21 protein-coding genes are annotated in these 25,227 nt (G+C 59.3%); 8 read left to right on the forward strand and 13 right to left on the reverse strand.

Annotated elements, in window-relative coordinates; all coding sequences use genetic code 11:
- Positions 1 to 24: 24 nt before the first annotated feature.
- Genes DBR44_RS00495 through dapF form a run of 3 tightly spaced genes read right to left on the reverse strand, consistent with a single transcriptional unit; the run spans position 25 to position 2,107 of the window.
- The gene (locus DBR44_RS00495; RefSeq protein WP_124640995.1) at positions 25 to 594 is read right to left on the reverse strand and encodes a hypothetical protein; all 570 of its coding nucleotides are present in this window, start codon (positions 592 to 594) and stop codon (positions 25 to 27) included.
- Positions 591 to 1,241, reverse strand: coding sequence for a DUF484 family protein (locus tag DBR44_RS00500; protein WP_124640997.1), 651 nt, complete (start codon positions 1,239 to 1,241; stop codon positions 591 to 593). Before DBR44_RS00500 ends, DBR44_RS00495 begins: the two co-directional genes overlap by 4 nt.
- Positions 1,242 to 1,276: 35 nt before the next feature.
- Positions 1,277 to 2,107 (reverse strand): diaminopimelate epimerase, encoded by an 831-nt coding sequence (gene dapF / locus DBR44_RS00505; protein ID WP_124640999.1) that lies wholly within the window; start codon positions 2,105 to 2,107, stop codon positions 1,277 to 1,279.
- A gap of 120 nt (positions 2,108 to 2,227) precedes the next feature.
- Here dapF and DBR44_RS00510 point away from each other — a divergent pair, with 120 nt between their 5' ends.
- From DBR44_RS00510 to DBR44_RS00520, 3 genes are read left to right on the forward strand one after another with little or no spacing between them, the layout of a single operon-like run.
- Positions 2,228 to 2,818 (forward strand): TetR/AcrR family transcriptional regulator, encoded by a 591-nt coding sequence (locus DBR44_RS00510; protein ID WP_124641001.1) that lies wholly within the window; start codon positions 2,228 to 2,230, stop codon positions 2,816 to 2,818.
- Positions 2,819 to 2,862: 44 nt separating this feature from the next.
- Positions 2,863 to 3,342 carry a DUF4442 domain-containing protein gene (locus tag DBR44_RS00515; protein WP_233578246.1) on the forward strand — a complete coding sequence of 160 codons (480 nt, stop codon included), beginning with the start codon at positions 2,863 to 2,865 and terminating at the stop codon, positions 3,340 to 3,342.
- Between the two features lie 10 nt (positions 3,343 to 3,352).
- Complete coding sequence (locus DBR44_RS00520) at positions 3,353 to 4,165, forward strand: crotonase/enoyl-CoA hydratase family protein (RefSeq protein ID WP_124641005.1); 813 nt, start codon at positions 3,353 to 3,355, stop codon at positions 4,163 to 4,165.
- A gap of 66 nt (positions 4,166 to 4,231) precedes the next feature.
- Here DBR44_RS00520 and DBR44_RS00525 read toward each other — a convergent pair whose 3' ends face one another.
- From DBR44_RS00525 to DBR44_RS00550, 6 genes are all read right to left on the reverse strand, one after another.
- A complete protein-coding gene (locus DBR44_RS00525) occupies positions 4,232 to 5,434 on the reverse strand; it encodes a branched-chain amino acid ABC transporter substrate-binding protein (RefSeq protein ID WP_124641007.1) in 1,203 nt (400 codons plus the stop codon).
- Positions 5,435 to 5,713: 279 nt separating this feature from the next.
- Positions 5,714 to 6,931: a branched-chain amino acid ABC transporter substrate-binding protein gene (locus tag DBR44_RS00530; RefSeq protein WP_124641009.1), complete on the reverse strand. Its 1,218-nt coding sequence runs from the start codon at positions 6,929 to 6,931 to the stop codon at positions 5,714 to 5,716.
- A 193-nt stretch (positions 6,932 to 7,124) separates the two neighbouring features.
- Complete coding sequence (gene hemH, locus DBR44_RS00535; protein ID WP_124641011.1) at positions 7,125 to 8,213, reverse strand: ferrochelatase; 1,089 nt, start codon at positions 8,211 to 8,213, stop codon at positions 7,125 to 7,127.
- Positions 8,214 to 8,299: 86 nt separating this feature from the next.
- Positions 8,300 to 10,600: a DNA translocase FtsK gene (locus tag DBR44_RS00540; protein ID WP_124641013.1), complete on the reverse strand. Its 2,301-nt coding sequence runs from the start codon at positions 10,598 to 10,600 to the stop codon at positions 8,300 to 8,302.
- A gap of 94 nt (positions 10,601 to 10,694) precedes the next feature.
- Positions 10,695 to 11,813 carry an anhydro-N-acetylmuramic acid kinase gene (locus tag DBR44_RS00545; RefSeq protein ID WP_233578247.1) on the reverse strand — a complete coding sequence of 373 codons (1,119 nt, stop codon included), beginning with the start codon at positions 11,811 to 11,813 and terminating at the stop codon, positions 10,695 to 10,697.
- On the reverse strand, positions 11,813 to 13,147 hold the full coding sequence (locus DBR44_RS00550; protein WP_124641015.1) for a M23 family metallopeptidase: 1,335 nt from the start codon (positions 13,145 to 13,147) through the stop codon (positions 11,813 to 11,815). Before DBR44_RS00550 ends, DBR44_RS00545 begins: the two co-directional genes overlap by 1 nt.
- A gap of 190 nt (positions 13,148 to 13,337) precedes the next feature.
- Here DBR44_RS00550 and DBR44_RS00555 point away from each other — a divergent pair, with 190 nt between their 5' ends.
- Together DBR44_RS00555 and recJ are read left to right on the forward strand one after the other, a co-directional pair.
- Complete coding sequence (locus DBR44_RS00555; RefSeq protein ID WP_124641017.1) at positions 13,338 to 14,351, forward strand: hypothetical protein; 1,014 nt, start codon at positions 13,338 to 13,340, stop codon at positions 14,349 to 14,351.
- A 7-nt stretch (positions 14,352 to 14,358) separates the two neighbouring features.
- A complete protein-coding gene (recJ, locus tag DBR44_RS00560) occupies positions 14,359 to 16,050 on the forward strand; it encodes a single-stranded-DNA-specific exonuclease RecJ (protein ID WP_124641019.1) in 1,692 nt (563 codons plus the stop codon).
- A 57-nt stretch (positions 16,051 to 16,107) separates the two neighbouring features.
- On the opposite strand, the gene gdhA is transcribed toward recJ, so the two are convergent.
- Positions 16,108 to 17,445 carry an NADP-specific glutamate dehydrogenase gene (gene gdhA / locus DBR44_RS00565; RefSeq protein WP_124641021.1) on the reverse strand — a complete coding sequence of 446 codons (1,338 nt, stop codon included), beginning with the start codon at positions 17,443 to 17,445 and terminating at the stop codon, positions 16,108 to 16,110.
- Between the two features lie 289 nt (positions 17,446 to 17,734).
- Here gdhA and rmuC point away from each other — a divergent pair, with 289 nt between their 5' ends.
- Both rmuC and DBR44_RS00575 read left to right on the forward strand, forming a co-directional pair.
- A complete protein-coding gene (rmuC, locus tag DBR44_RS00570) occupies positions 17,735 to 19,216 on the forward strand; it encodes a DNA recombination protein RmuC (RefSeq protein WP_124641023.1) in 1,482 nt (493 codons plus the stop codon).
- A gap of 155 nt (positions 19,217 to 19,371) precedes the next feature.
- A complete protein-coding gene (locus DBR44_RS00575; RefSeq protein WP_124641025.1) occupies positions 19,372 to 19,626 on the forward strand; it encodes a hypothetical protein in 255 nt (84 codons plus the stop codon).
- Positions 19,627 to 19,698: 72 nt separating this feature from the next.
- On the opposite strand, the gene DBR44_RS00580 is transcribed toward DBR44_RS00575, so the two are convergent.
- Positions 19,699 to 20,751: an NADP(H)-dependent aldo-keto reductase gene (locus DBR44_RS00580; protein WP_124641027.1), complete on the reverse strand. Its 1,053-nt coding sequence runs from the start codon at positions 20,749 to 20,751 to the stop codon at positions 19,699 to 19,701.
- A 929-nt stretch (positions 20,752 to 21,680) separates the two neighbouring features.
- Between DBR44_RS00580 and DBR44_RS00585 the strand changes: the two genes are divergently transcribed.
- A complete protein-coding gene (locus DBR44_RS00585; RefSeq protein ID WP_158613525.1) occupies positions 21,681 to 22,850 on the forward strand; it encodes a site-specific integrase in 1,170 nt (389 codons plus the stop codon).
- 89 nt (positions 22,851 to 22,939) lie between these two features.
- Here DBR44_RS00585 and DBR44_RS00590 read toward each other — a convergent pair whose 3' ends face one another.
- Entirely contained in the window at positions 22,940 to 24,340 is a 1,401-nt protein-coding gene (locus tag DBR44_RS00590) for an EAL and HDOD domain-containing protein (protein WP_124641031.1), read from the reverse strand.
- A gap of 146 nt (positions 24,341 to 24,486) precedes the next feature.
- Positions 24,487 to 25,137: a TetR family transcriptional regulator gene (locus DBR44_RS00595; protein WP_124641032.1), complete on the reverse strand. Its 651-nt coding sequence runs from the start codon at positions 25,135 to 25,137 to the stop codon at positions 24,487 to 24,489.
- Positions 25,138 to 25,227: the final 90 nt, after the last annotated feature.

Below are 25,227 nucleotides of genomic sequence, written 5' to 3' on the forward strand. Positions count from 1 at the left end.
TTTTTATTGTCGCGTAGGAGCGTATCAGGTCCAGCCCAGCAGATAAGGTGCCAGCCACGCCCCCAGCTGCATGCTGAGCAACGGCGACAGCAGGGTGCTGGCCAATAACAGCGCCCAGGAGAGCCGATTGCTGCCATTACGCCGCAGCAGAATGGCAAACAGGCGGTATAGCAGATAGCTGATCACCACCATTACCGGCGGCAGCATCACATAGGCCGCCATCGGGCGCCAGTCTAGCAGCGGCGACAGCAGCAGGGTGCCCAGACTCAACGTCAGCTGCGAACTGAGCAGGGCACTGATGAGTGGTGGCTCACCGGGAAAGCTCAGTCCGCGCCGTGAAACCTTGGCAGTCGCCAGCAGCCAGATGGCAGCGCTGAAAGCCAGCCAGACATAGCAGTAGATAAAAGGCAGCCAGACCGGTCGCAGCACGGGGTAGGGTTCCGCATGACGGAATAACGCCGCCAGCATGAAATAGCCCGCCACAAAGGCCGCGATGGCCACCGGACTGCGTGCGGCGATCTGCCGCCAGAGAATGTGCAGGTAGTAACTTACCAGCAGGAGAATCAGGATCCAGCCGCCCAGCGTTGCGGTCATGCCTGGCCCAGTACGCGCAGCAGTGCTGCAGAAATGATCTCGCCCATTTGCGCCAGGTAATGGGTGTGCATGTCGAAGGTAAAGCGCTGGGCATCATCACTGGCCAGTACCAGCAGGCCAAAGACCGCGCCGCTGGCATCCGTCAGCGGGATCTGGCTGAAAGACTGCAGCACCGGCGTAGCGGGGAACCAGCCCAGTACCTCGTCGTTGACATAAGGCCCGCAGTAGGGGGCCGACAAATTGCGCGCCAAGGCCTGCACTTCGTGGCGGGCATTGAACAGCGGTGAGGCTTCGGCGGCAGGGTGCCACAGGCGCAAGGCCATGCGCTCAAGGGCAAAGTCCTGCTGGAAGCAGCTGGCCAGTCCGTCGGCCACCTGCTGCAGGGTGAGGCAGCGCTGCAGCGTCAAGGACAGGCGGTGTGCGCTGTGAATGATCTGGTCATTGGCCTCGCCATGGCGGATGAGTTGATGCAGGCGCGCTTCCAGCTGGCGGTTACGGTCTTTCAGCTCCAGCATCTGGCGGTCGGCCAGCGACACCACCACCCGATCCTGCTGGGCGGCTGCAGCACGCAGGCCGAAACGGTCGGCATGGTGCTGCAGGAAGTCCGGATGATTCTCCAGATAAGCCAATACCTCATCGCTATGCATCAATCACATCCTTTTCATGGGGGGGGGCCGGCTGCTCAGACTTCGATTTCACCCTGGAAAACGGTCATGGCCGGACCGGTCATGCGTACGGCCTGGCCTTCGCCATGCCATTCGATCTGCAGATCGCCGCCACGGGTATGCACCAACACCTTGGCATCCAGCAGGCCACGGCGAATGCCGGCCACCACGGCGGCGCAGGCACCGGTGCCGCAGGCCAGGGTTTCACCCGCGCCACGTTCGAACACGCGCAAGCGGATTTCATGGCGGGAAACAATCTGCATGAAGCCGGCGTTGACCTTTTCCGGGAAGCGGTGGTGGGTTTCAATCAGGGCACCCAGTTGCTGTACCGGCGCAGTATCGACACTATCGACCACTTGAACAGCGTGCGGGTTCCCCATCGACACCACGCTGATGTCGCAACTGTAGTTGTCGATATCCAGCGGATAGGTGATGGCTTCGCCTTCGGCGACAAAGGGGATGTCCAGCGGACGGAAGCGCGGCACGCCCATATCGACCACGGATTGGTTCTGGCCAAGGTATTCCGGAATGATCACGCCTTTGGCGGTTTCCACCCGGATGGCTTTTTTGTTGGTCAGTTTCTGGTCGCAAACAAATTTGGCGAAACAGCGCGCGCCATTGCCGCATTGCTCTACTTCGCTGCCATCGTTGTTGAAAATCCGGTAACGGAAATCGTTGTTTTCTGCGTGGGGAGACTCCACCAGCAGTAGCTGGTCGAAGCCGATGCCGAAGTGGCGGTTGCCGAGCTGGCGGATTCTGTCGGTATCCAGTGAAACGGTCTGTCTGACGCCGTCTATCACCATAAAATCATTGCCCAGGCCATGCATCTTGCTGAATTTGAGTCGCATCGGAAAAGGTCCGGTCTCAGGGTTGGCCAAATGCCTTCCATCATAACTGATACGCTAAGCCTGTCCAGCTTTCAGGGGTATTGGATTGACACCTTACTAACCAGTAAGTAGAGTTTCCGCATGAAACCTGCCGCCGACGTCAAAAACGATACCAGCAAACGCATTCTCGATATTGCCGAGCAGCTGTTGCTGACACGCGGCTTCAATGCTTTCAGCTACCAGCACATCAGCTCGGAACTGGGAGTACGCAATGCCGCCATCCACTATCACTACCCGAAAAAAACCGATCTGGGCGTAGCGCTGATCCAGCGTTATCGCCGCCGTTTTCAGCGCTTTGTCGATGCCCAGCACACGCTGGCACCGCAGCAGCAACTGGAACGCTACTTCACCCTGACCGATGCCTATTTCGAGCACGACCAGCAAATCTGCCCCAGCGGCATCCTGACTACCGAATACCAGACCTTGCCACCCGAAATGCAGGCAGAGGCTAATGCCTTTGTCGACGAGATGCGTGACTGGGCCGTACGCATCGCCGAGGCGGGCAGGAGCGATGGCAGCATGCAGTACGCCGGCACGGCTCAGGCGATGGGTTTGCTGATGCTAGCCGCCCTGCAGGGCGGGCTGCAACTGGCACGCACTGATCAATCAGTGCTGCCAGCACTGAAGATTCAAATCCGGGCCTTGTTGGGCCTGGCCACTCCACTTCCATGACATAACAAAGAGGGCTAACACGCATGGACTATCAGAAAAACAGCATGAGCCGCATCGCTGACAAGGTGGAAAAACTGCCTGTTGGCCTGCGCAGCAGGGTTCTTTCCCTGTTGTTTGGCCGCCTGGTGCCATTTCTTGCCACTTCCGGCCTGCGCTTTGAACAAGTTGGGCACACCCGGCTGACGGTCTCCATTCGCAACCGGCGCAAGGTGCAGAACCATATCAAGGGTGTACATGCGGCAGCCATGGCCTTGCTGGCAGAAACGGCCAGCGGCTTCGTGGTGGGCATGAATGTGCCGGATGACAAGCTGATGCTGCTCAAGTCGATGAAGGTGAATTACACCAAGCGCTCGCAAGGAGACATGCGGGCGGTAGCTACGCTGAGCGAGGCGCAGATTCGTGATCTGTACCATATTGATAAGGGTGAAACCCTGGTTGAAGTCACGGTAACCGACGAATCTGGTGAATCGCCCATCCAGTGCGAGATGGTCTGGGCGTGGATTCCCAAGAAGCGGCCGCAATAAGGAGCAGGCGATGCAATGGCAAACCTTTAGCGTCGAACAGCAGGACAAGGTGGCGCTGGTGCGCTTTAACCGCGCCGACAAGGCTAATGCACTGAACCAGGCCATGTGGCTGGAGCTGCAGGCGGTGATGGAGTGGGCAGATGCCGAGCCGACCGTACGCGCGGTGGTGCTGGCCGGGCAGGGCCGACATTTTTGCTCCGGCATCGATTTGGCCATGCTGATGGGCATCCAGTCGGTGATTGCGGATGACTGCGAAGGCCGTAAGCGCGAAAAGCTGCGGCGGCTTATTTTGCAGCTGCAGGATACCGTTTCCAGCCTGGAGAACTGCCGCAAGCCGGTCGTGGCGGCCATTCATGGTGCCTGTCTGGGTGGCGGGCTGGATATTGCGCTGGCAGCCGATTTCCGCTTTGCCGCGGCCGATGCGGTATTTGGCGTGCGTGAAGTGGATATCGGCATGGTTGCCGATGTGGGCACGCTGCAACGTTTGCCTGGGGTGGTCGGGCAGGGCATGGCACGGGAAATGGCGCTGACCGGGCGTGATGTTGGTGCGGAAGAGGCGCTAGCCATCCGCTTGGTCAATAAATTGCTACCTGATGCGGATAGTGTACTGGCCGCAGCACTGGAAACCGCACGCCTGATGGCAGCCAAGTCGCCGCTGGCAGTGCGTGGCAGCAAGGAAATGCTCAACTATGCCCGCGACCACAGCGTAGCGGACAGCCTGAATCATGTGGCCACCTGGAATGCCGCCATGCTGCTGTCAGAAGACATCCAGCAGGCCGGCATGGCCATGATGACGCGCCAAACCGCCAGCTTCCGCGACTAAGCTGGTGCACTGCATGAAAAACGGCAGCTTGTGGCTGCCGTTTTTCTTTGGCGATCGCACAAATGCTTATTGTGCTGCGCTGGCTGCTGCCTTGGCCGGGGCGGCCACCGATTCCCACTTGCTGTTCTTGAGCTGATACAGGGAAACCGTACCGTTCATGATATTGCCCTTGGGGTCGAAGGCGATTTCACCGGTCACGCCTTGCAGCTTGGTCTTGGCCACTTCCGGCAGGTACTTGGCCGGGTCGGCCGAGCCGGCACGCTTCATGGCTTCGATCATCACGCGGGTTGCATCGTAGGTGTACGGTGCATAAGCCTGGATTTCAGCATTGAAGCGCTTCTTGAACTTGTCATTGAAGGCAGCAAAGCCCGGCATGCTTTCCTTGGGGGCGCCAGCGCTGGAAGCGTAGCTGCCGTCGGCATCCTTGCCGCCCAGCTTGCCGAATTCGGCGGTATTCACGCCATCGGCACCCATGAAGTCAGCGGTAATGCCCAGCTTGCGCATCTGCTTCACCATCGGGCCTGCCTGGGCATCCATGCCGCCGTAGAATACCAGGTCCGGCTTTTCACCCTTGATGGAGGTGAGGATGGCCATGAAGTCGGTAGCGCTATTGGTGGTGAATTCACGCTTTACCACCTTGCCGCCGGCTGCTTCTACCGATTTGGAGAAGTCATCCGCCAGGCCTTGGCCGTAGGTGGTGCGGTCATCGATGATGGCAATGCGTGCACGCTTGAGATCGCCCACCGCAAATTTGGCCAGCGCCTGTCCCTGCTGCTGGTCATTGGCAATGATGCGGAAGGTGTTCTTGAAGCCTTGTTCAGTGAACTTGGGGCTGGTTACCGAACCGGCAATCATCGGAATGCCCGCGTCGGAGTAGATTTTGGAGGCCGGGATCGCTGCGCCGGAAGTCAGGTGGCCGATGACGCCGGCAACCTTGTTATCGACAAAGCGCTGTGCCACCTGGGTGGCGGTTTTCGGGTCGGCCTGGTCATCTTCCGACACGACTTCAAACTTGACCGGCTTGCCGTCCAGTTTCAGGTTTTCCGCAGTGGCTTCTTCGGCAGCCAGCTTGACGCCGTTGTCGGCATCGCGGCCCCAATGGGCGAACGGGCCGGTCAGCGGATTGGCAGAGCCGATCTTGACGATGACGGCATCGCTGGCGGCAGCGCCGGCAGATGCGTTCTGTTGCGGAGCGGCGGCGTCCTGTTTGCTGCAAGCAGCCAGTGCCAGCACGGCGGCGGTGATAAGGGTAATACGCGGGAGATACATGGAAATGCCCTGGTCTAATTAGAATTGGATGAGGGTCATTCGCCACGAAAGCTTTTGGCATTTCATGTCAGCACACCCCGGGGGTGGTAGGGTCTGTTGATGGCATGGACTGGATACAATCTACGCCACTGACCCGGACATTTTTGTTGTTCCGCAGCATTTCGTCAACCTTTGTGGCTGATCCAGATCAGGCAGCCGTGAAAATGGCTGCTTACGCTCAAGGCCAGACATAAAAAAAGCGCAGCCGAAGCTGCGCTTTTCTGGTGATGCGAGGGGGAATTACTGAGCTGCGCTGGCAGCAGCAGGTGCGCCGCCGACAGTGGAAACCACTTCCCACTTGCCGCCCTTGACCTGATACACGGTAACGGCACCATTCTTGATGTCGCCCTTGTCGTCAAAGGTGATCTTGCCGGTTACGCCGGTGTAGTCGGTCTTGCCCACTTCCGGCAGGTATACCTTGGGATCGGTGGACTTGGCACGCTTCATCGAGTCAACCAGTACACGTACGGCATCGTATTCATACGGAGCGTAGATTTGTACTTCGGTGTTGAACTTGGCCTTGAACTTGTCGTTGAAGGCAGCAAAACCCGGCATCTTGTCGCGCGGAACGCCGCAGCTGGAGGAGAACTGACCTTCAGAAGCGTCGCCAGCCAGCTTGATGAATTCCGGGGTCTGCCAGCCATCGCCACCCATCAACTTGGCCTTGATGCCCAGACGGCTCATCTGCTTGGCCAGCGGGCCAGCTTGTGCGTCCATGCCGCCGTAGAAGATGACGTCCGGCTTGGTAGCCTTGATGGAGGTCAGAATGGCATTGAAGTCAGTAGCGGTGTTGGTGGTGAACTCGCGTTTAACCACATCCACGCCCTTGGCTTTGACGGCTTTTTCAAACTCGTCTGCCAGGCCTTGGCCGTAAGCGGTACGGTCGTCGATGATGGCGACCTTCTTGGCTTTCAGGCCATCAGCAGCGAACTGACCCAGCGCCGTGCCTTGCTGCACGTCGTTGGCGATTACGCGGAAGGTGGTCTTGAAGCCTTGCTTGGTGTAGTCCGGGTTGGTGGCGGACGGGGAAATCTGCGGCAGGCCTGCGTCGGAGTAGATCTTGGATGCCGGGATGGTGGTGCCGGAGTTCAGGTGGCCAACCACGCCGACTACGCCAGCATCAACCAGGCGCTGAGCAACCTGGGTACCGATTTTCGGATCGCCCTGGTCATCTTCGGAAACCAGTTCGAACTTGACTTTCTTGCCGCCGATCTCAACGCCTTCAGCGTTCAGGTCTTCGATGGCCAGCTTGGCGCCAAATTCGTTGTCTTTGCCCAGATGCGAGATCGGGCCGGACATCGGGGATACCTGACCGATCTTGACGGTCACGTCGCCACCGGTGCTGGCCGCAGCTGCGGGAGCGGAGGCGTCGGTAGCGGCCGGTTGCTCTTGTTTGCCGCAGGCAGCCAGGGTCATGGCAGCAGCAGCGATGAGGCTCAGACGAGCATACTTATTCATATTTTATTTCCCCTGATCTTATCTATGTAGACTTGGCGATCTCTGCGGGCAGCCTGATTGAAATTCAGACCTTGCCCATTACTGATTCAGGCCATTCTTTTGGAATGGCTACCAGCTGCGCTGATTATGGGGAGCAGTTTGCGCGAGTGTCAACGGGGTTTATTCGGGCGTTTAAAATTTATTTTTTCGGAGGTCAGCGACTGGCTCCAAGCGACTGTGCGCGCTGCTGGCGCTTGGCGGTATCTTGTTCTATAACTTCCTGCCAGCCTTGAAGATTTTTCCCCACAATACCCGCCAATGCAGCAATCCATTGCGGGCTGTCATTCAGGCAGGAGATGTAGCGAAATTCACCGCCGCCACTGCTTTGGAAACTGTGTTTGCCTTCCATGGCGATTTCTTCCAGCGTTTCCAGGCAATCAGACACAAAGCCGGGACAAATCACATCCAGACTTTTGGTGCCGGCCTTGCCGAGCTGTTCCAGTGTGGCGCTGGTATAGGGCTGCAGCCACTCGGCACGACCAAAACGGCTCTGGAAGCTGACCACGTATTGTTCCTTGCTCAGGCCCAGTCGTTCGGCCAGAAAACGCCCGGTTTTCAGGCATTCACAGTGATAGGGGTCACCCTTGTCCAGCGTGAAACGCGGTACACCATGAAAGCTCATCAGCAATTTTTCTGCGCGGCCATTTTGCTGCCAGTGCGCCTGTACTTGCTGGGCCAGGGCATCGATATAGCCCGGGTCGTCATGAAAGTGGCGCACCGTGCGCAGTTCGGGCATGTTGCGCAGCTTCATCAGTACACGGAACACATCATCCAGTGCGGTGGCACTGGATGAGCCGGCATATTGCGGATACAGCGGCACAACCAGCAGCTTGTCCACGCCTTGGGCGCGCATGTTCTGAATAACGCTTTCGATCGAGGGTTGGCCGTAGCGCATGGCGTAGTCGACCACGACATTGCGTACACCTTGCTCGCCCAGCAGGCCTTTGAGCAGGCTAGTCTGCTTGCGGGTGTTCACCAGCAGCGGCGAGCCGTCCTTGCTCCAGATGCTGGCGTATTTTTTCGCGGATTTTTTCGGCCGCACATTCAGAATGATGCCATTCAGGATCAGCCACCAAACGGCTTTGGGAATCTCAATGACCCGGCTATCCGACAGGAATTGCTTGAGATAAGGACGTACTGCCTGGCCTGTGGGCGCTGTCGGCGTACCCAGATTGATCAGCAAAATGCCAGTCTTGGCCTGGCTGTCATGGGAGAAGGGGGGCTCTGGGAGGTATCCGGACATGGGTTTCTCGCTACCGGTGCTGGGTTGCACCACCGGCAGGATAGCCGGTGGCCAAGTTGAATTACTGCATGACGGGCGTTGCCGGCTTAGTCTTCGCGCGCCGGTGCCAGTACTGTGCGATTGCCATTGGTTTCCATGGCGGAAACCAGGCCTGCACTTTCCATTTGTTCGATCAGGCGCGCTGCGCGGTTATAGCCAATGCGCAAATGCCGCTGCACTGAAGAAATGGAGGCCTTGCGGGTTTTCACCACAATGGCGACTGCCTCGTCGTACAAGGGGTCGGATTCGCCGCTGCCGTCAACATCGCCGCCACTGGTGGCTGCACCCTCGTCGGCCTCGCTCTGGCCGCTGAGTATGCCTTCAATGTAGTCCGGCTCGCCGGTGGTCTTGAGGAACTCCACCACGTGATGCACTTCGTCATCGGCGACAAAAGCGCCGTGCACCCGGTTGGGGTAGCCCGAACCTGGCGGAAGATAAAGCATGTCACCTTGTCCCAGCAAGGCCTCAGCGCCCATCTGGTCGAGAATGGTGCGGCTGTCGATCTTGCTTGATACCTGAAAGGCAATCCGCGTCGGGATATTGGCCTTGATCAGGCCGGTAATCACATCAACCGACGGGCGCTGGGTGGCCAGAATCAAGTGAATGCCGGCGGCACGGGCTTTCTGGGCCAGGCGGGCAATGAGTTCTTCGATTTTCTTGCCAGCCACCATCATCAAGTCAGCCAACTCGTCGATGACCACCACGATCAGCGGCAGGGAATCCAGCGGCTCGGGCGTTTCCGGGGTCAGGCTGAAGGGATTGGGGATTTTCTCGCCAGCCTTGTTCGCATCCTTGATCTTCTGGTTGTAACCCGCCAGATTGCGCACGCCCAGCTTGGACATCAAGCGGTAGCGCCGTTCCATTTCGCCCACGCACCAGTTAAGCGCGTTGGCTGCCTGTTTCATGTCGGTGACCACGGGTGCCAGCAGGTGCGGAATGCCTTCATACACCGACAATTCCAGCATTTTCGGGTCGACCATGATCAGACGCACTTCACGCGCCGTGGACTTGTACAGCAGCGACAAAATCATGGCATTGATCGCCACTGACTTGCCCGAGCCAGTAGTGCCCGCAACCAGCACGTGCGGCATCTTGGCCAGATCCACCGTAACGGGCTGGCCAGCGATATCCTTGCCTACGGCAATGGCCAGGCGGGAGGTCATGTTCTGGTAGCCATCGGAGCCGATGATTTCCGACAGGCGCACGATCTGCCGCTTCGGATTGGGCAGCTCCAGACCCATATAAGTCTTGCCGGGGATGGTTTCCACCACCCGCACGGATACCAGCGACAGCGCGCGCGCCAAGTCCTTCATCAGGTTGACGATTTGCGCGCCTTTGACACCAACGGCCGGTTCGATTTCATAGCGGGTAATCACCGGACCGGGGTAGGCGGCTATCACTTTCACATCCACACCGAAGTCGGCCAGCTTGCGTTCGATCAGGCGCGAAGTGTATTCCACCGTTTCGGCGGAAACCGGTTCATGCTGATCCTTGGGCGCTTCCAGCAGGCTCAGACCGGGCAGCTCGCCACGATTGGGGTCGGCAAACAGCGATTGCTGCACCGGCTTTTGCACCTTGGGCGACAGCGGCACTTCGGCAAGGGTGGCTTCGATGCGCACCGGAGTCTTGTCTTCCTGCTTTTTCTTTTCGGTGCTGACCTTGGCTTCGCGCTGCTGGGCGGTCTCGCGGCCGATTTCGCGGTCCTTGCGCGCCTGCCAGCCATGCCACAGCTTGAGCACGCCATCTTCCAGCGTGCCACCGATTCTTTCCATGATGTCCAGCCAGGACAGGCCGGTGAACAGCGAAAAGCCGATGGCCCCGCTCACCGACAGCAGCAGGTAAGCACCGGGCAGGCCCAGGCCATGTGACAGGGCTTTGCCCAGCCAGTGTCCCAGCATGCCGCCGGCAGTCAGCGGCAAGTTCAGCTGTTTGCTGGCCAGGACGATGCCTTCCACGCTGGAGCTGGACAGCAACAGCAGGAAGAAACCGCCCATGGCGGCCAGCGTCATCGGATTGAGGCGAAAACCCAGCGTTTCCATGCGGCGGTAGCCCCAGGCGATGGCCACCAGGCAGAACACCACCAGCCACCAGGCGGACAGGCCGAATACATAGAGCAGCATGTCGGACAGCCAGGCGCCGAACGCGCCGCCGTAATTGCGCACGGTAGGGTCGGAGGAGCTATGTGACCAGGAAGGGTCTTGTGCGGAATAGCTGGCAAGTACCAGCACCAAGTAGACCGCAGCAACGGCCATCAGCAGCCACCAGGCTTCGCGCAGCAGGCTGGCAAGCTTGGGGGGCAATGGCGTTTGACTGTTCTTGACGACGGCCTTTCTTTTGAAAAGTCGCATTTTTCTCGTTATGGGCTATGACAGTGGCTGATTATAGCCTGACAAGGCCACTCAGAGTGGCTGGCGTTGTCAGGCTACCGGCCGGTGCGCCGGCTCAGCGCGGATAGAGGGCACCGAGCACCCGCAACCCGCTGGCACCGGTAACATCCGGCAGATTGGCGGACTGGCGCTGACAGAAACACCAGGCCAGCCAGGCGAACGCAGCCGCTTCCACCTGATGCACGGGCAAACCCAGTGCGGCCGTGCTGCTGATGAGCAGTTGCGGCAGCTGCTGTTGCAAGGCCTGCATCAGCGCGACATTCAGCGCGCCTCCACCGCAAACGTAGACGCTGCGGGTGTCCGGACAGTAGCGGGTAATGGCATCGGCAATACTGTGGGCAGTCAGCTGCAGCAGGGTGTGCTGGACGTCGGCTGCCGGAATGTCTGGCTGCAGCGCCAGTTGGGCTTCCAGCCAGGCCAGATCGAACAGGTCACGCCCGGTGCTTTTGGGTGGCGGCAAGCGGAAAAAGGGTTCATCCAGCATCTGCTGCAACAGTGGTGTATGCAGCCGGCCACTGGCCGCCCAGTCGCCATTGGCATCGAAGCCGGCACCGGTGCGGCGTTGGCACCAGGCATCCAGCAGCATATTGCCCGGACCACAGTCAAAGCCGATGACCGCGGTGCCACTGGCCAGCCGGGTCAGATTGCTGATGCCACCGATATTCAGAATGACGCGATTTTCCGCGTCGCTGGCAAAAACATGTTGATGAAATGCCGGTACCAGCGGTGCGCCATGACCACCCGCAGCGACGTCGCGGCTGCGAAAATCGCCGATCACGTCGATGCCGGATAGCTCGGCCAGCAGCGCGTGGTTGCCAATCTGCAGCGTGTAGCCGGCATGCGGGGCATGGCGGATGGTCTGGCCGTGGCAGCCGATAGCCGTGATGGCAGCAGGAGGCAGCCGCTGCTCGGCCAAGAGTTGCGCGACCACTTCGGCATACAGCCGGGCCAGCTCATTCCCCAGCCGTGCGGCGCGATCCAGCTCGTCCGAGCCCGTGGGCTGCAACTGCAGCACCTGCTGGCGGATTTCCAGCGGAAAGGCCAGAAAGCTGTCGGCCTCGACGCAAGGACGGCCTTGCGCATCCATGCTCAGCAAAACTGCGTCCACGCCATCAAGGCTGGTGCCGGACATCAGTCCGATATAGCGCTCCGTCATCTGCGTCGGTCTTTCCATCAATCCAGTTGTGCGATCGTTCCCGGCGTGTCACGCAATAGCGCCAGCTTGTCTGTCAGCTGACTGCTGAGTTTGGCAAAGGCGAGGCGCTGGCCGGCAGCCAGGCCAGGGGCGGGCAGGGCGGCGGTGGCAGGATCGACAGCCTGGCCATTGAGTTTCACCTCAAAGTGCAGATGCGGCCCGGTGACACGCCCGGTGCTGCCAACATAGCCCAGCAGATCGCCAGCCTTGACCGGCTTGCCCGCCTTCACGCCGGGGGCAAAACGCTGCATGTGCGCATACAGCGTGCTCAGCTTGGCATTATGTCTCAGGGTGATGACTTTGCCATAGCCATTCTGCGTTTCGGCGGCGCTGATCACGCCATCAGCCGGCGCAACAATGGGCGTGCCCGGCGCAGCAGCGTAATCGACGCCCTGATGCATGCGCAGGGAATGCAGCACCGGATGATAGCGGGTGCCAAAGCCCGAGCTGATACGGTAATGGGCTACCGGCTGCTGGCTGAAACCCTTTTTGACCGGCCGACCGGCTGCATCGTAATAGGCACCGCTTTCACTGTCATGAGCAAAGTAGAAGGCGCGATGCCATTGCCCCGCACGGCTGATTTCAGCAGCCAGGATATTGCCATTGGCAATGGGGCTGCCATTGTAGATCAGGCTTTCGAAGACCAGTTGAATGCTGTCGCCAGGCTGCAGGCTGTCCAGCGCGAACTGGTCGGCAAAGATGTCTGCCAGTTGCGCCATCACCTCGCGCGGGACGCCGGCCGCTTGCAGCTCGCGCTGGGCGCTGCGGCGGATGGTGATGGAGCGCAGGCTGTCCATGCTCTCGGTCGCCAGCGGGTCGGCACTGGCCTGCCATTGATCGCCCTGTTTGGCGATGGCCACCAGCACTTTTTCGCCGTTTTCGTCATCATTCAGAAAACGCAGGGCGTACAGTTCGCCCTCATCACTGGTTTCCACTGCAAGGGTGGCACCGGTATTCAGCTTGAGCAGGTCGCGTGACAGTGGGCTGGAATAAAGAAAACGCCGCGCCTCACTATCGCGCACGCCTAGCCGGTTCAGTACGCGGGCAATGGTGTCGCCACGATTCACCGTTTCATTGCGCCAGTAGCGCGTACCACTGGTCGACGGAGTGAAGGCCGGCAATGCCAGTTTTTCGGTCACCATGCGCTGGCGCACTTCGGCGGCGGCCGCATGCGGGTCGCCCGGTGCCACGGCAAAGGCGGTGACCATGCCGAACAAGGGCAGGCTGGCGGCCAGGCCCAGCCAGCTCAGATGATGATTGATCAGACGACGGGTACAATTTTGCGGGAACTGCAGCAGTTTGCGATAATTCATGTTTTGGTGGACGCCATGCGTGCTTCCGGGAAAATACAGGGTTTGTGACAAGTGGCATTGCGCCCGACCATCTTGGTTGGGTCCGGCTGTCATAAGTTCCGAAAACCATCCATTCAATGAAGGACTTGGCCTCGCTGCCGAGTGCTGTGCGGACATGAAACATGCCCGCCACCTGCCTGTACCTCAATCAATGAAGCTGACACTGCTGATGCCTGGCCTGAGCTGGCTGGATGCCCATGACGGGGCCGAAGTTTGCCGTGGACTGGCACTGCCAGCACTATCCACTCTGCTGGGGCGCGGAACCCGGCAAACCGCACCCACGACGCTGAGCCAGCTCTATCAGCAGCTGCTGGGCATGCCCGGTGAAAGCATTGCCAGCCAGCTGGCACGCCGCGCCGGACTGGACGCCGGCCACTGGCTGCTGGCCGATCCGGTGCATGTGCGCATCGACCGCGACCGCGCCCTGCTGGCCGATGTCGGGGTAATGGCCCTCGCCCAGCACGAGGCCGATGCGCTGCTGCTCAGCCTGAACCAGCACTTTGCCGAAGACGGTCTGCAATTTCATGCGCCGCAACCGGGGCGCTGGCTGCTGCAACTGCCGGATGCCAGCCGGGCCACGTTTACCCCGCTGCCGGATGCCGTGGGAGAAAACGTCAACGAACACCTGCCCGCTGGTGAGCGCGGCCTGCACTGGAGTCGTCTGCTCAATGAGATGCAGATGCTGCTGTACATCCACCCGCTGAATGATGAGCGCGAAGCGCGCGGCGAGTTGCCGGTCAACAGTGTCTGGCTGTGGGGCGATGCCATCGAAGCCGGGCCGGATGCAGCAGTGGAGCGGCCAGATCTGGTTCTGGCCGATGATGAACTGCTGCAACTGCAGGCGACGGCCGCCGGGCTGCCCTGTGACGCAGTCCCTTACGCTGGTGATGGACTGCTGGCTACTGCCGGCAATAGCGAGCATGTGCTGCTGGTGCAGGATGCCCTGCTGGCGGCGGCGCAGTATCGCGACGCCTGGGGCTGGCGCGAACAACTGCAGCGCATGGAACAGGACTGGTTTGCGCCCTTGCTGCAGCTATTACGGCAGGGGCAGCTGCAACAGCTGCGCTTGCTGTGCCATGGCCCGGCTGGTTTCGAGCTAACCATTTCCCGCCGCGCGCTGTGGAAATTCTGGCAGCGGCCGCAAGCGCTGGCTGCCGTGTACTGAGAACACTATGTCGCACATTGTTACCCGCAGCGTCTCCGCAGACTCTCACTCCACCCTGGTGGCCCAGGGGCTGAGCCCGCTGATGGCGCGGCTGTATGCCGCCCGTGGCATCGCCGGCAGCGAGGAGCTGGACTACGCCCTCAAGGCCCTGCTGCCTTATCAGCAGATGAAGAACATCCAGGCCATGGCCCAGCGCCTGGCCGATGCCATCACAAGCAGCCAGCGCATGCTGGTGGTGGCCGATTACGACGCCGATGGTGCAACCGCGTGCTCGGTAGCGGTAAAAGGCCTATCCATGCTGGGCGGCAAGGTGGACTTCATCGTCCCCAACCGCTTTGAATACGGCTATGGCCTGACGCCGGAAATTGTCGAACTGGCCGCGCAAAGCCAGCCGGACATCATTGTCACCGTGGACAACGGCATTGCCAGCGTGGCCGGGGTGGAGCGGGCACGCGAGCTGGGCATCGAAGTATTGATTACCGACCATCACCTGCCGGGCGATACCCTGCCGCAGGCGCTGATCGTCAACCCCAATCAGCCGGGCTGCGATTTCCCGTCCAAGAATCTGGCCGGAGTGGGGGTGATGTTCTATGTATTGATGGCCTTGCGTGCCGAACAACGCCAGCGTGGCGTGTATGCCGGCAAGACCGAGCCGAATCTGGGTGAATTGCTGGATTATGTGGCGCTGGGCACGGTGGCTGACGTGGTCAGGTTGGACCAGAACAACCGCATTTTGGTGGAAAACGGCCTGCGCCGCATGCGCGCCGGACGCATGGCACCGGGAATTGCCGCCCTGTTTCGCATTGCCGGCCGCGCCCACTACAAGGCCAACACCTTTGATTTGGGCTTTACCCTGGGGCCAAGGCTGAATGCTGCCGGGCGGCTGGATGACATGAGTCTGGGCATTGCCTGCCTGCTGGCTGGCAATGAAAGCCAGGCTATGACGCTGGCGCAGGAGCTGGACCGGCTCAACCGCGAGCGCCGGGTGATCGAGCACGGCATGCAGGACGAAGCCCTGGCCGTACTGGCCAGTTTTGATCCGGCTGACCGCTACACCCTCACCTTATACCGTGACGACTGGCATCAGGGCGTGGTGGGCATTGTCGCCTCGCGTCTGAAAGAACGCTTCCATCGGCCATCCATTGTTTTCGCCCCTGGTGACGAAGGCGAAATCAAGGGCTCGGGGCGTTCCATTCCCGGCTTTCATCTGCGCGATGCGCTGGATCTGGTGTACAAGCGCCATCCGGGGCTGATCCTGAAATTCGGTGGCCATGCCATGGCAGCCGGCATGACGCTGGCAGAAGCGCGCTTTGGCGAATTCCAGCAGGCTTTCGAGCAAGTGGCGCGCGAGCTGCTGGATGAAAACCAGCTGACCCGCACCATCGAAACCGATGGCGGGCTGGATGCGCGTGAGCTGCACCTGCCTTTTGCTGAAGAACTGGCGGCCGAGGTGTGGGGGCAGGGCTTCCCGGTGCCGTATTTTTACGACCGTTTTGCCGTGATGAGCCAGCGGGTAGTGGGTGATAAGCATCTGAAACTGCGTATTGCCAAGCAGGGTCAGGAATTCGACGCCATGCTGTTCAACCAGGTGGATTGGCTGCCGGACAATATCAATGCCGTCTACCAACTGGTGGCCAATGAATGGCAGGGCCGCAAGGAGCTGCAGATCTATCTGCAACACTGGGCGGCGGCAGAATAGTCCATTGCGCTTGAACTGACGGTGGCTGATATCTCCCAGCCGCCGCCAGTCCCAAGGTTACAACACGCCTTGCGCCAGCATGGCATCCGCCACTTTGACAAAACCGGCGATATTGGCACCGCGCACATAGCTGTGGCGGCCATCCGGCCCGCGGCCGTGAGCCAGGCAGGCCTGATGAATACCCTGCATGATGGCGTGCAGGCGCGCATCAACCTCGCCATGGCTCCAGTTCAGCCGGGCGGCGTTCTGGCTCATCTCGAGGCCGGAGGTCGCCACCCCGCCCGCATTACTGGCCTTGCCCGGGGCATACAGCACGCCAGCTTCCTCGAACAAGCGCACGGCTTCCAGCGTGGAGGGCATGTTTGCCCCCTCGGCCACACAGCACACACCATTGGCAATCAGTTGGCGCGCATCGCTTTCATTCAGTTCGTTCTGGGTGGCGCAGGGCAGGGCAACGTCCACCGGCACACCCCAGGGGCGGATGCCGGCATGAAACGGCAGCCCCAGGCGGGCGGCATAGTCGCTGACCCGACCATACAAATGGTTTTTCACTTCCATCAGCTCAGCCAGCTTTGCGGTGGTAAAACCAGCCTCATCGATAACCGTGCCGCTGGAGTCGGAAGCCGTCAGCACCTTGGCGCCCAGCTCCATGGCCTTGACCACCGCGTATTGCGCCACATTGCCTGAGCCAGACACGCTGACGCGCAAGCCTTCCAGCGACAGGCCACGGGTCTGCAGCATCTCCTGAGCGAAATAAACCGTGCCAAAACCGGTGGCTTCCGGCCGCATCAGCGAGCCGCCATAACTCAGCCCCTTGCCAGTAAACACGCAGTCGGCACGATTGCTCAGCTTCTTCACCATGCCGGCCATATAGCCCACTTCGCGGCCGCCGACGCCAATGTCGCCGGCTGGCACATCAGTATCCGCGCCGATATGGCGTTGCAGTTCGCTGGCAAATGCCTGGCAAAAGCGCATCACCTCGGCCGGGCTCTTGCCCTTGGGGTCGAAATCGGCACCGCCTTTGGCTCCGCCCATCGGCAAGGTGGTCAGTGCGTTTTTCAGGGTTTGCTCAAACGCCAGAAACTTCAGTACCGACAGATTGACCGAGGGATGGAAGCGAATGCCGCCCTTGTAAGGGCCAATGGCCATGCTGTGCTGGATGCGATAGCCACGATTGACCTGCACCCGGCCGTGGTCGTCGGTCCAGCAGACGCGGAACATCACGATGCGCTCGGGCTCGACCAGCCGCTCCAGTAAGGACTGCTCGGTATAGCGCGGATGCTGCTGCAAAAACGGTTCCAGGCTGGCGATGACCTCGCTTACCGCTTGCAAGTATTCTGGCTGATCGGGATTGCGCGCCTGGATGTGCTGTAAAAATGGTTGAAGACTGGGCATGGTAAGAACCTTGCGGGCTGGATATGGATGGAAACGGGATACGGCATGACCGCATTGCCTACGCGGAAGGTATTTTGTGCCGAAGCATGAAGCTTGGTGGCTGACATGGCTGCATGTCAGGAAGTTTCCATGGTCATAAATGAATGCGGAGGCAGGCCGCAGGAACTGACGCCCGACCTCATGGAAACAAGCCAGCACATGACAAGGCAGCAGCATTGCGGATGAATTGGTACGAATTCAAATTATCGGCTATGCTTGCCAGCAAACCGACAGGTAGCAGGATGAAGCGATGATTGAGTTGGCACTGGGTATATTACTGGGCGCGGCAAGCGGCCTGCTGCTGGCGCGTTACCAACTACAGCGCCGCCAGCAGCTGGAATACCAGCAATGGCTGCAGCGCGAAGCCACCCTGCAGGCGCAGCTGCAGGCAGCACAGGACAATGGTACGCAGGCCGCGCAGCGTGAGAGCCGGCTGCAGCAGGAACTAGCCACCCTGCGCCAGCAGTTGAACGAGGCACAGCAACAGACCGCAGCGCATTGGGCCAGCCGGCAGGAGCAAGTCAAACAGCTGGAGCAGCTGCGTAGCGAGTGGCAGCAACAGCAGCAGCAATTGCGCCAGCATGCAGATGAACTGGTGCGACTGGGCGGCAGGGAGCTGGAACTGCAAACCCTGTTGCAGCAGGAAAAGCAGCAATCGGCCGAAAAGCTGGCCTTGCTCAGCGAAGCACGTGAAATGCTCAGCAACCAGTTCAAGGCGCTGGCCAGCGATATTCTCGAAGAAAAATCCAAACGGTTTACCGAGCAGAACCAGCAGAACATCGGTGCCATGCTGGGGCCGCTGCACGAGCGCATCCAGGGCTTTGGCAAGCTGGTGCAGGACACCTATGACAAGGACTCCAAAGAACGACTGACGCTGGAGAACGAACTGCGCCGCCTGCAGGAACTGAATACCCGGCTGAACCACGATGCAGTGGCACTGACCCAGGCGCTGACCGGTGCCAGCAACAAGACTCAGGGTGGCTGGGGTGAGATGGTGCTGGAAAAGGTGCTGGAAACATCTGGCCTGACCCGTGACCGCGAATACCGGGTGCAGGTGTCAGATGTGGTGGAAACCGAAGATGGCCTCAAGCGCTACCAACCCGACGTGGTGATCGACCTGCCGGAAGGCAAGCAGCTGGTGGTTGATTCCAAGGTCAGCCTCAATGCCTATGTGCGCTATGTGGCCAGCGATGACGAATCCGTGCGTGAACAAGAGCTGAAACTGCATGTGGCGGCCATCCGCCAGCATATTCGCAGCTTGTCGGAAAAGCGCTACCAGGATCTTTATCACCTCAATACCGTCGATTTCGTTTTCATGTTCATTCCAGTCGAGCCGGCCTATCTGCTGGCAGTGCAGCAAGACATGAGCCTGTTCAACGAGGCCTTCGAGCGGCGCATCATGATCGTCGGCCCCAGCACCCTGCTGGCTACCCTGCGTACGGTGGCCAGCATCTGGCGCTACGAATACCAGAACCAGAACGCCCAGGAAATTGCCCGGCAGAGCGGTGCCATGTACGACAAGCTGGCTGGCTTCGTCGGCAATATGGAAAAACTGGGCAAGCAGCTGGACAGTACTCGCGATACCTTTGGCGATGCCATGAAGCAACTCTCCAGCGGCCGCGGCAATTTGCTGTCCAGTGCGGAAAAGCTGCGCAAGATGGGTATCAAACCCAACAAGCAGCTGCCCGGCCACTTGCTGGACGCCGCCGCCGGGGAGGGCGACGATGAATGAAATGCCCCATCGGGCAGCAGTCGAACAAACTCCCGGCGCGCCGGCTTGTCCCAGACAGGGGATGAACAATTCCGTGCAAATGGTAAGATAGCGCCCAGCGAAACATGAAGCAGGGTCGCAGCCTTGCGGCCCGCATTGATAACAGGAGTAACAGTATGGTGTTCTTCAAGATCCCGATGCGCAATTCCAGCGAATGGGAAAAAATGTACGACTTCATCGTGGTGGAAATGAAATCCGCCGACGAACTGGATGACGTACTGTCCGCCACCCTGTACGACGTGTTCGGCGAATTCGACGACGAACAGCCGGAACACTGGCAGCCGCAACAACTGACGCTGGAACAAGCGCTGGCATCCGGCTGGCCGATTTTCAGCTACGCCCTGTATCAGCGCGAAAAAGACATCGAGTAAGCTGGATAGGCACGACTATTCAAGAAAAAGCCCTGATAAATCAGGGCTTTTTTACGTCTGGCAAAACAGAACTCAAGGGCAGGGGTTGGGCATGCGGCTGTGAATCGCCTCCAGCTCCTGCGTAAGCGCCTCATCCAGCGTCAAATGAATGCTGTCCAGATTTTCCTGCAGTTGGGGCAGGGTGGTTGCACCAATAATGTTGCTGGTCACGAAAGGGCGGCTATTGACGAAAGCCAGTGCCATCTGGGCTGGGCTCAGGCCATGGCGCTGTGCCAGATCGACATAAGCCTGCGCAGCCAGGGCCGCGCCCTCACTGCTATAGCGGGTAAAGCGCTCAAACAGCGTCAAGCGCGCCGCAGCAGGCCGCGCGCCATTCAGGTATTTACCGGACAACACACCAAAAGCCAGCGGCGAATAAGCCAGCAAACCAATATTTTCCCGCCGGCTGAACTCGGATAGACCGATTTCGAACAGGCGATTGAGCAAGCTGTAAGGATTCTGAATGCTGACTACGCGTGGCAAACCCAGATTTTCCGAGGCTTTCAGGAACTGAGCCAACCCCCAGGGCGTTTCATTGGACAAACCAATGGCACGGATTTTACCCGCATCAATGAACTCCTTGAGAATGGCCAGCGTTTCCTCGATCGGCGTACTGCCATCCGGATCGTCCTGCCAGGGAAAGCCGAGTGTGCCAAAGGTATTGGCGGTGCGATCCGGCCAGTGCAGCTGATACAGATCCAGATAATCGGTTTGCAGCCGACGCAGACTGTCGTCCAGTGCCTGGGTCAGGTTCTTGCGATCGAAATGCGGTTTGCCATCACGAAAGTGGCTTGGTCGCTTGGGATCGGACGCCGGGCCAACAGCCTTGCTGGCCAGCACAATGCGCTCACGCAAGCCGGATTTTTTCAGCCAGCTGCCGATATAGCTCTCGGTCAAGCCCTGGGTTTCCGGCCGTGGCGGTACCGGATACATCTCGGCAGCGTCAATCAGGTTAACGCCGTGCTCCAGCGCCAGATCGATCTGACTATGTGCTTCGGCCTCGGTATTCTGTTCGCCCCAGGTCATGGTGCCCAGAGCGATCACGCTGACTGAGATATCGGTGTCGCCCAACTTGCGGTATTGCATGATGCTTGTCTTTCAGTGCGGTGGGTCAAGCCAACTATGGTAACGGCCAGCCAGTCGGGTGAGAAGCCATATATGACCATTGCAAGAGCATGGTTTTTGCTCAATTCCGCGATTTACGTTAGTTCGCATAATATATATTATGTCAAATTAGCGATTGTGATTGGTGCGCAGTGATTGATAACGCATGTGTGAGTACACGCTACGCGACTGGTGGTTATTGCGAGCGGTAGATCCTGCACGCAGCGCCGTAATGGACTTGTATGCGAGATTGAGCATGCATAAGCAAGCGACCCTTGATGATTTGCGTGGCCAGTCGGTGTGTAGTTACGCAGATCAGTCCAAACGTTGCAGTAAGTCGCACATTCGGTGATGGGTGCTGATCCAGCGCTTGATCAGCTGTGGCTGACTGGCTTTCAGATGAAGCCCAGTCGGACCATAGTTCACGCGTGGACTGTGGCAGCAGGATGAATGCTGAATGAGCCTGGTTAAGTGAACCGGTGACTTGCTGGCTGCATCTAGACTTACGGCATAAGGCTGTGCAACCAAGCTGGTACTGCAAATGGCGGCGGCAGCACAAGCAAGAGCGCATAGCTCACCGGCGAACCCTCAGCTAAGATGGCTTCGACTCTCTGAACCGGTTGGGGCTGTGCGTCGGGTCGGGGTCTTGCTGGCGGCCCGGACGTCTTGGAATCACCCTGACAGAGCGCGTAGGGCCACACCTCCCCTGCGGGCAGAATCCCTTAGCGTCACAAGCAACGCCAACGGTGCGTTTGATCATTGACAAGAGCAGGCGAGCTGGCAAAAACCCGGTTATAATTCACCATTATCCACATAATGTTGATATTTATTTCAATGTATTCTTACAAATTAACAACCGTACCATTGGCGGTTTTAGCTGGTGCTGGAGTGACTGATTGAATTTCCCTGCCTTGATCATTGAATCAGATGGCGAGTCGGCAACTGCCAGTTCGGCGACGCTGCAGCCTGCTACGGCCCACGGCTGGAATCGCCAGCAAGGCGCTTGCCTGATTGATGCCGATTCCGATGTCGAGGCTGTGCGCACCTGGCTCAAGGAATACCACAGCCGGCCGCGAACGCTGGATTCGTATCGCAAGGAGGCCGAGCGCTTTTTGCTGTGGGCCTCGCTCAAGCGCGGCAAGAACCTGTCGGATATCAATCGTGATGACGTGCTGGAATACAGCGATTTTCTGCGCAATCCGGATGTCAGCTGGTGCGGGCCAACCCGGCCGCGCAGCCATCCTGACTGGAAACCATTTGCCAAGTGGTCGCCGCACAAGCACGGTTTGTCGGAATCGTCCTGCCTGCAGGCCCAGGTCATCCTGGCCAATCTGTTCCGCTATCTGGTTGAGGCTGGCTATCTGCGCCACAACCCGTTCGCACTCAAGCGTGGCCGCTCACCCGACGCACGGGCCATTCATGATGAACGCCTGCTGGAAAAGGAAACCATCGATTTCCTGTTCAACTGGCTGGAGACCCTGCCGGCAGAAACCGAGCGGGAAAAACGCCATGCCGAGCGGGCTTTGTGGATTATTTCGTTGTACTACTACACTGCGGCACGCTTGCGCGAAATTCCAGCAGCACGCATGGCAGACATACGGCTGATCCGGGGCAACTGGTGGTTCCGGGTGACGGGAAAAGGTGACAAGGAGGGGTTGGTACCGGTGCCGGCTGCCCTGTTGACTGCCTTGCAGCGCTATCGCAGTTTTCTGGGACTGACTCCCCTGCCCTCGCCGGCTGAAACCACGCCGCTGGTTTGCAGCGTGTATGGTGAAATGGCCGCAATCCGCGCCGATTCGCTGTACAAAATCATCAAATCCATCATGAAATCCGCCGCAGATGATGCCCGAGCCAGCGGCCACAGCCAGATTGCCGGCAATCTGGAACACGCCACCACGCACTGGTTGCGACACAGTTCGGCCTCGCATCAGTTGGAGGCCGGCCTGCCGCTGCTGACTGTCAGTCAGAATCTGCGTCATTCTCAGATTGAAACCACCCGGCGTTACCTGCATACCGAAGATGATGACCGACATCAGGCCACCGTCAACTGGAGCAAGCCTGGCAAGCGCGCACGCGACTAGTGCCGGACTGGGGTCGGCTGGCAGAGCATAGCCAACCGACCTGCTCCTTCCCCGGTAGGTGGAACTGGCTCCGGGGGGGGATGGTTGCGTTACACCGCTTCTACATTGCTTTGTACTTCGCTCTCGCTCAGTACTTCCTGCGCCCACACCACCGCTTCCATATACACGCTGCTGACCTGATCAAGGTCTACATCCATTTGCTCGGCCAGCTCGGTGATGCGTTCGCCATCGTCCTGCTCGCAAGCCTGGGCCAGCTGCAAGGGGGCGGCAAACAGCCCTTTTTGCAGCAGCAGGGCATCCGAAATCATGAAGGGCAGGTCCAGCGGCTCCAGCGCTTCGGCCAGCGTCAGGTTGAGCAGATCGCCCAGCAGGGAAAACATGCCGGTCAGAAACAGATGCTCGGCTTCCAGCTTGTTGCCACGGATAATGCCCAGCTCTTCCATGAAGTGCGCGCGGATCAGCGATTTTTCCAGTAGCGACAAGGTGGCACCTCCGTCGCCATCCGAGGTGAACAATAGCAGGGACAGCCATTTGAACAGCGCGCTGCGTCCCAGCAGCATCAGGCCCTCATCGATGGTCTGGATCTTGCGCGACAGGCCATTGACCGGCGAATTGACAAAGCGCAGCAGCTTGAACAGCAAGAGCGAATCCAGCTTGAACTGGGCTTCAATCTCGGCCACCGGTGCATTGGCACGCAGCAGGCGCATGATTTCCAGCACCCGCCCCTGGCTGGCACCTTCTTTCTGACTGACCCGGTTTTGCGCTACCGACAGGTATGAGCCATGAAACAGGGCAAAGCGGTCGCTATTGGCCGAGTGGCGGCACAGTGCCAGCTCTTCGGCGGTATTGATATTGCGGGCCAACCAGCGCATTTGCGGATAACGCTGCGGTAATTGTTCCAGCAAGGGAAATAGCGCCCGCGTATTGGGCGCGGCGAAATCCAGCACCATGTAATCCACTCGCTGATACAGTTCCAGCGCCGCCGGGGCGGTGCCGTAGCGTGCCGGCTCCACGGCAAAGCGCAGCCCGGCTGCACGCAGCGCATCCAGCTGCGGCATCACGGTGTCGGCCAGTTGTTCGCCATCCAGCAGTTCCAGCAGATAAATGGCGCTGGCCGCTGGCAATTCCTGCTGCAACAAATCGTCCAGCGAAGCCAGTGACACATGAATAAACGCCCGCCGATAAGCCAGCAGGCGGAAAATATTCATGTTTTTCAGGGTATTGAACAGAAGTTGGTCAAAACTGCGCCGACTGGCCGCTGGCCGGGCCACCGCCAGACTGTCCTTGACCGCAAATTCGTAGGCAACAATGCGTTGCGACTGATCCTGAATGGGCTGGTGCGAAACAAAGCCCAGTGTCTGCGGCAGCTTGAAAGGCGTTGCCTGCGCGGCAGCCTCCTCTGCTAGCACAGCAGCGCGCGGCGGCTGTGGTGCATTGTTCGTTGTCGACTCTCCCCGCCCGAGCAAGCCGCCGAATATTTTTTTGAACATGATGTACTCTCTGACTGAAACGACTGCCTGGCTGCATTCCTGGCCGCTGATATCCAGGATGGCCACAACTGTCCGACAAGACAGCTACGCCATGGCCATGACAGTGTAGTCAGTATTGCGCAAAAGGGACAATCAGATCCTGCACTTTACTGCGGTGCGGGTAGCCAGCAATCGGCAACAAACACCCCGGCAAAAAATGGGGTCAGTAGCTGCTCGCAGTGATTTTCCAGATCGACCACCTGCGGATTGAGCATCCAACTGTCGACCAGGCCGCAAATCATCGAATGCAGGCAGCCGGAGGCACAGGCAAGATCAATACCCGGCCTGACCTGCCCTCTTTCCGCCGCCTGACTCAGCATGGCGTGCAGATTGCCTACTTTTTCCATCAGCCAGGAGCGATCCAGCAGATAGGAGTTCTGCATTTCGCCGACGAATTCGCAGCGCAAATTGATGATGCCCACCACGCGGGCGACGCGCTGACTGGTGGTGACCAGCTGCAGCACACTGCAGCTGTGTTGCCACAAACGCTGCGCCGGAGTCAGCCCCGGACAGTAGTCCTCAACCAGCAACGCCTGCATCAGTTCTTCGAACTGGGGGAAGGCCCGTTCGCACATGGCGTTGAACAGGTCGGACTTGTTGTCGAAGTGCCAGTAAATGGCCCCACGGGTCAGGCCGGCGTGTGCGGCAATGCCAGCCAGCGTGGTTTTACTGACGCCGTGCTCCCAGAACAGCTGCTCGGCAGCATCCAGCAGCAACTGTCGGGTTTTGTCTGCTTCTTCTTTGGTTTTGCGTGCCATCTTGTCATCACCGGAATCATGGCCGGGTACATTGCCCGGCCTTTGGAGTATTACCAGAGACCGCCATGCAGCAGGCACGGCGGTCTTTGC

This window comes from Aquitalea sp. FJL05 (assembly GCF_003852595.1).
Taxonomy (GTDB): Bacteria; Pseudomonadota; Gammaproteobacteria; order Burkholderiales; family Chromobacteriaceae; genus Aquitalea; species Aquitalea aquatilis.

Coding starts and splice junctions, on each gene's coding strand:
- DBR44_RS00495 (WP_124640995.1), bottom strand. CDS start 594: ATGACCGCAACGCTGGGCGGCTGGATCCTGATTCTCCTGCTGGTAAGT.
- DBR44_RS00500 (WP_124640997.1), bottom strand. CDS start 1,241: ATGCATAGCGATGAGGTATTGGCTTATCTGGAGAATCATCCGGACTTC.
- dapF (WP_124640999.1), bottom strand. CDS start 2,107: ATGCGACTCAAATTCAGCAAGATGCATGGCCTGGGCAATGATTTTATG.
- DBR44_RS00510 (WP_124641001.1), top strand. CDS start 2,228: ATGAAACCTGCCGCCGACGTCAAAAACGATACCAGCAAACGCATTCTC.
- DBR44_RS00515 (WP_233578246.1), top strand. CDS start 2,863: ATGAGCCGCATCGCTGACAAGGTGGAAAAACTGCCTGTTGGCCTGCGC.
- DBR44_RS00520 (WP_124641005.1), top strand. CDS start 3,353: ATGCAATGGCAAACCTTTAGCGTCGAACAGCAGGACAAGGTGGCGCTG.
- DBR44_RS00525 (WP_124641007.1), bottom strand. CDS start 5,434: ATGTATCTCCCGCGTATTACCCTTATCACCGCCGCCGTGCTGGCACTG.
- DBR44_RS00530 (WP_124641009.1), bottom strand. CDS start 6,931: ATGAATAAGTATGCTCGTCTGAGCCTCATCGCTGCTGCTGCCATGACC.
- hemH (WP_124641011.1), bottom strand. CDS start 8,213: ATGTCCGGATACCTCCCAGAGCCCCCCTTCTCCCATGACAGCCAGGCC.
- DBR44_RS00540 (WP_124641013.1), bottom strand. CDS start 10,600: ATGCGACTTTTCAAAAGAAAGGCCGTCGTCAAGAACAGTCAAACGCCA.
- DBR44_RS00545 (WP_233578247.1), bottom strand. CDS start 11,813: ATGGAAAGACCGACGCAGATGACGGAGCGCTATATCGGACTGATGTCC.
- DBR44_RS00550 (WP_124641015.1), bottom strand. CDS start 13,147: ATGAATTATCGCAAACTGCTGCAGTTCCCGCAAAATTGTACCCGTCGT.
- DBR44_RS00555 (WP_124641017.1), top strand. CDS start 13,338: ATGAAGCTGACACTGCTGATGCCTGGCCTGAGCTGGCTGGATGCCCAT.
- recJ (WP_124641019.1), top strand. CDS start 14,359: ATGTCGCACATTGTTACCCGCAGCGTCTCCGCAGACTCTCACTCCACC.
- gdhA (WP_124641021.1), bottom strand. CDS start 17,445: ATGCCCAGTCTTCAACCATTTTTACAGCACATCCAGGCGCGCAATCCC.
- rmuC (WP_124641023.1), top strand. CDS start 17,735: ATGATTGAGTTGGCACTGGGTATATTACTGGGCGCGGCAAGCGGCCTG.
- DBR44_RS00575 (WP_124641025.1), top strand. CDS start 19,372: ATGGTGTTCTTCAAGATCCCGATGCGCAATTCCAGCGAATGGGAAAAA.
- DBR44_RS00580 (WP_124641027.1), bottom strand. CDS start 20,751: ATGCAATACCGCAAGTTGGGCGACACCGATATCTCAGTCAGCGTGATC.
- DBR44_RS00590 (WP_124641031.1), bottom strand. CDS start 24,340: ATGTTCAAAAAAATATTCGGCGGCTTGCTCGGGCGGGGAGAGTCGACA.
- DBR44_RS00595 (WP_124641032.1), bottom strand. CDS start 25,137: ATGGCACGCAAAACCAAAGAAGAAGCAGACAAAACCCGACAGTTGCTG.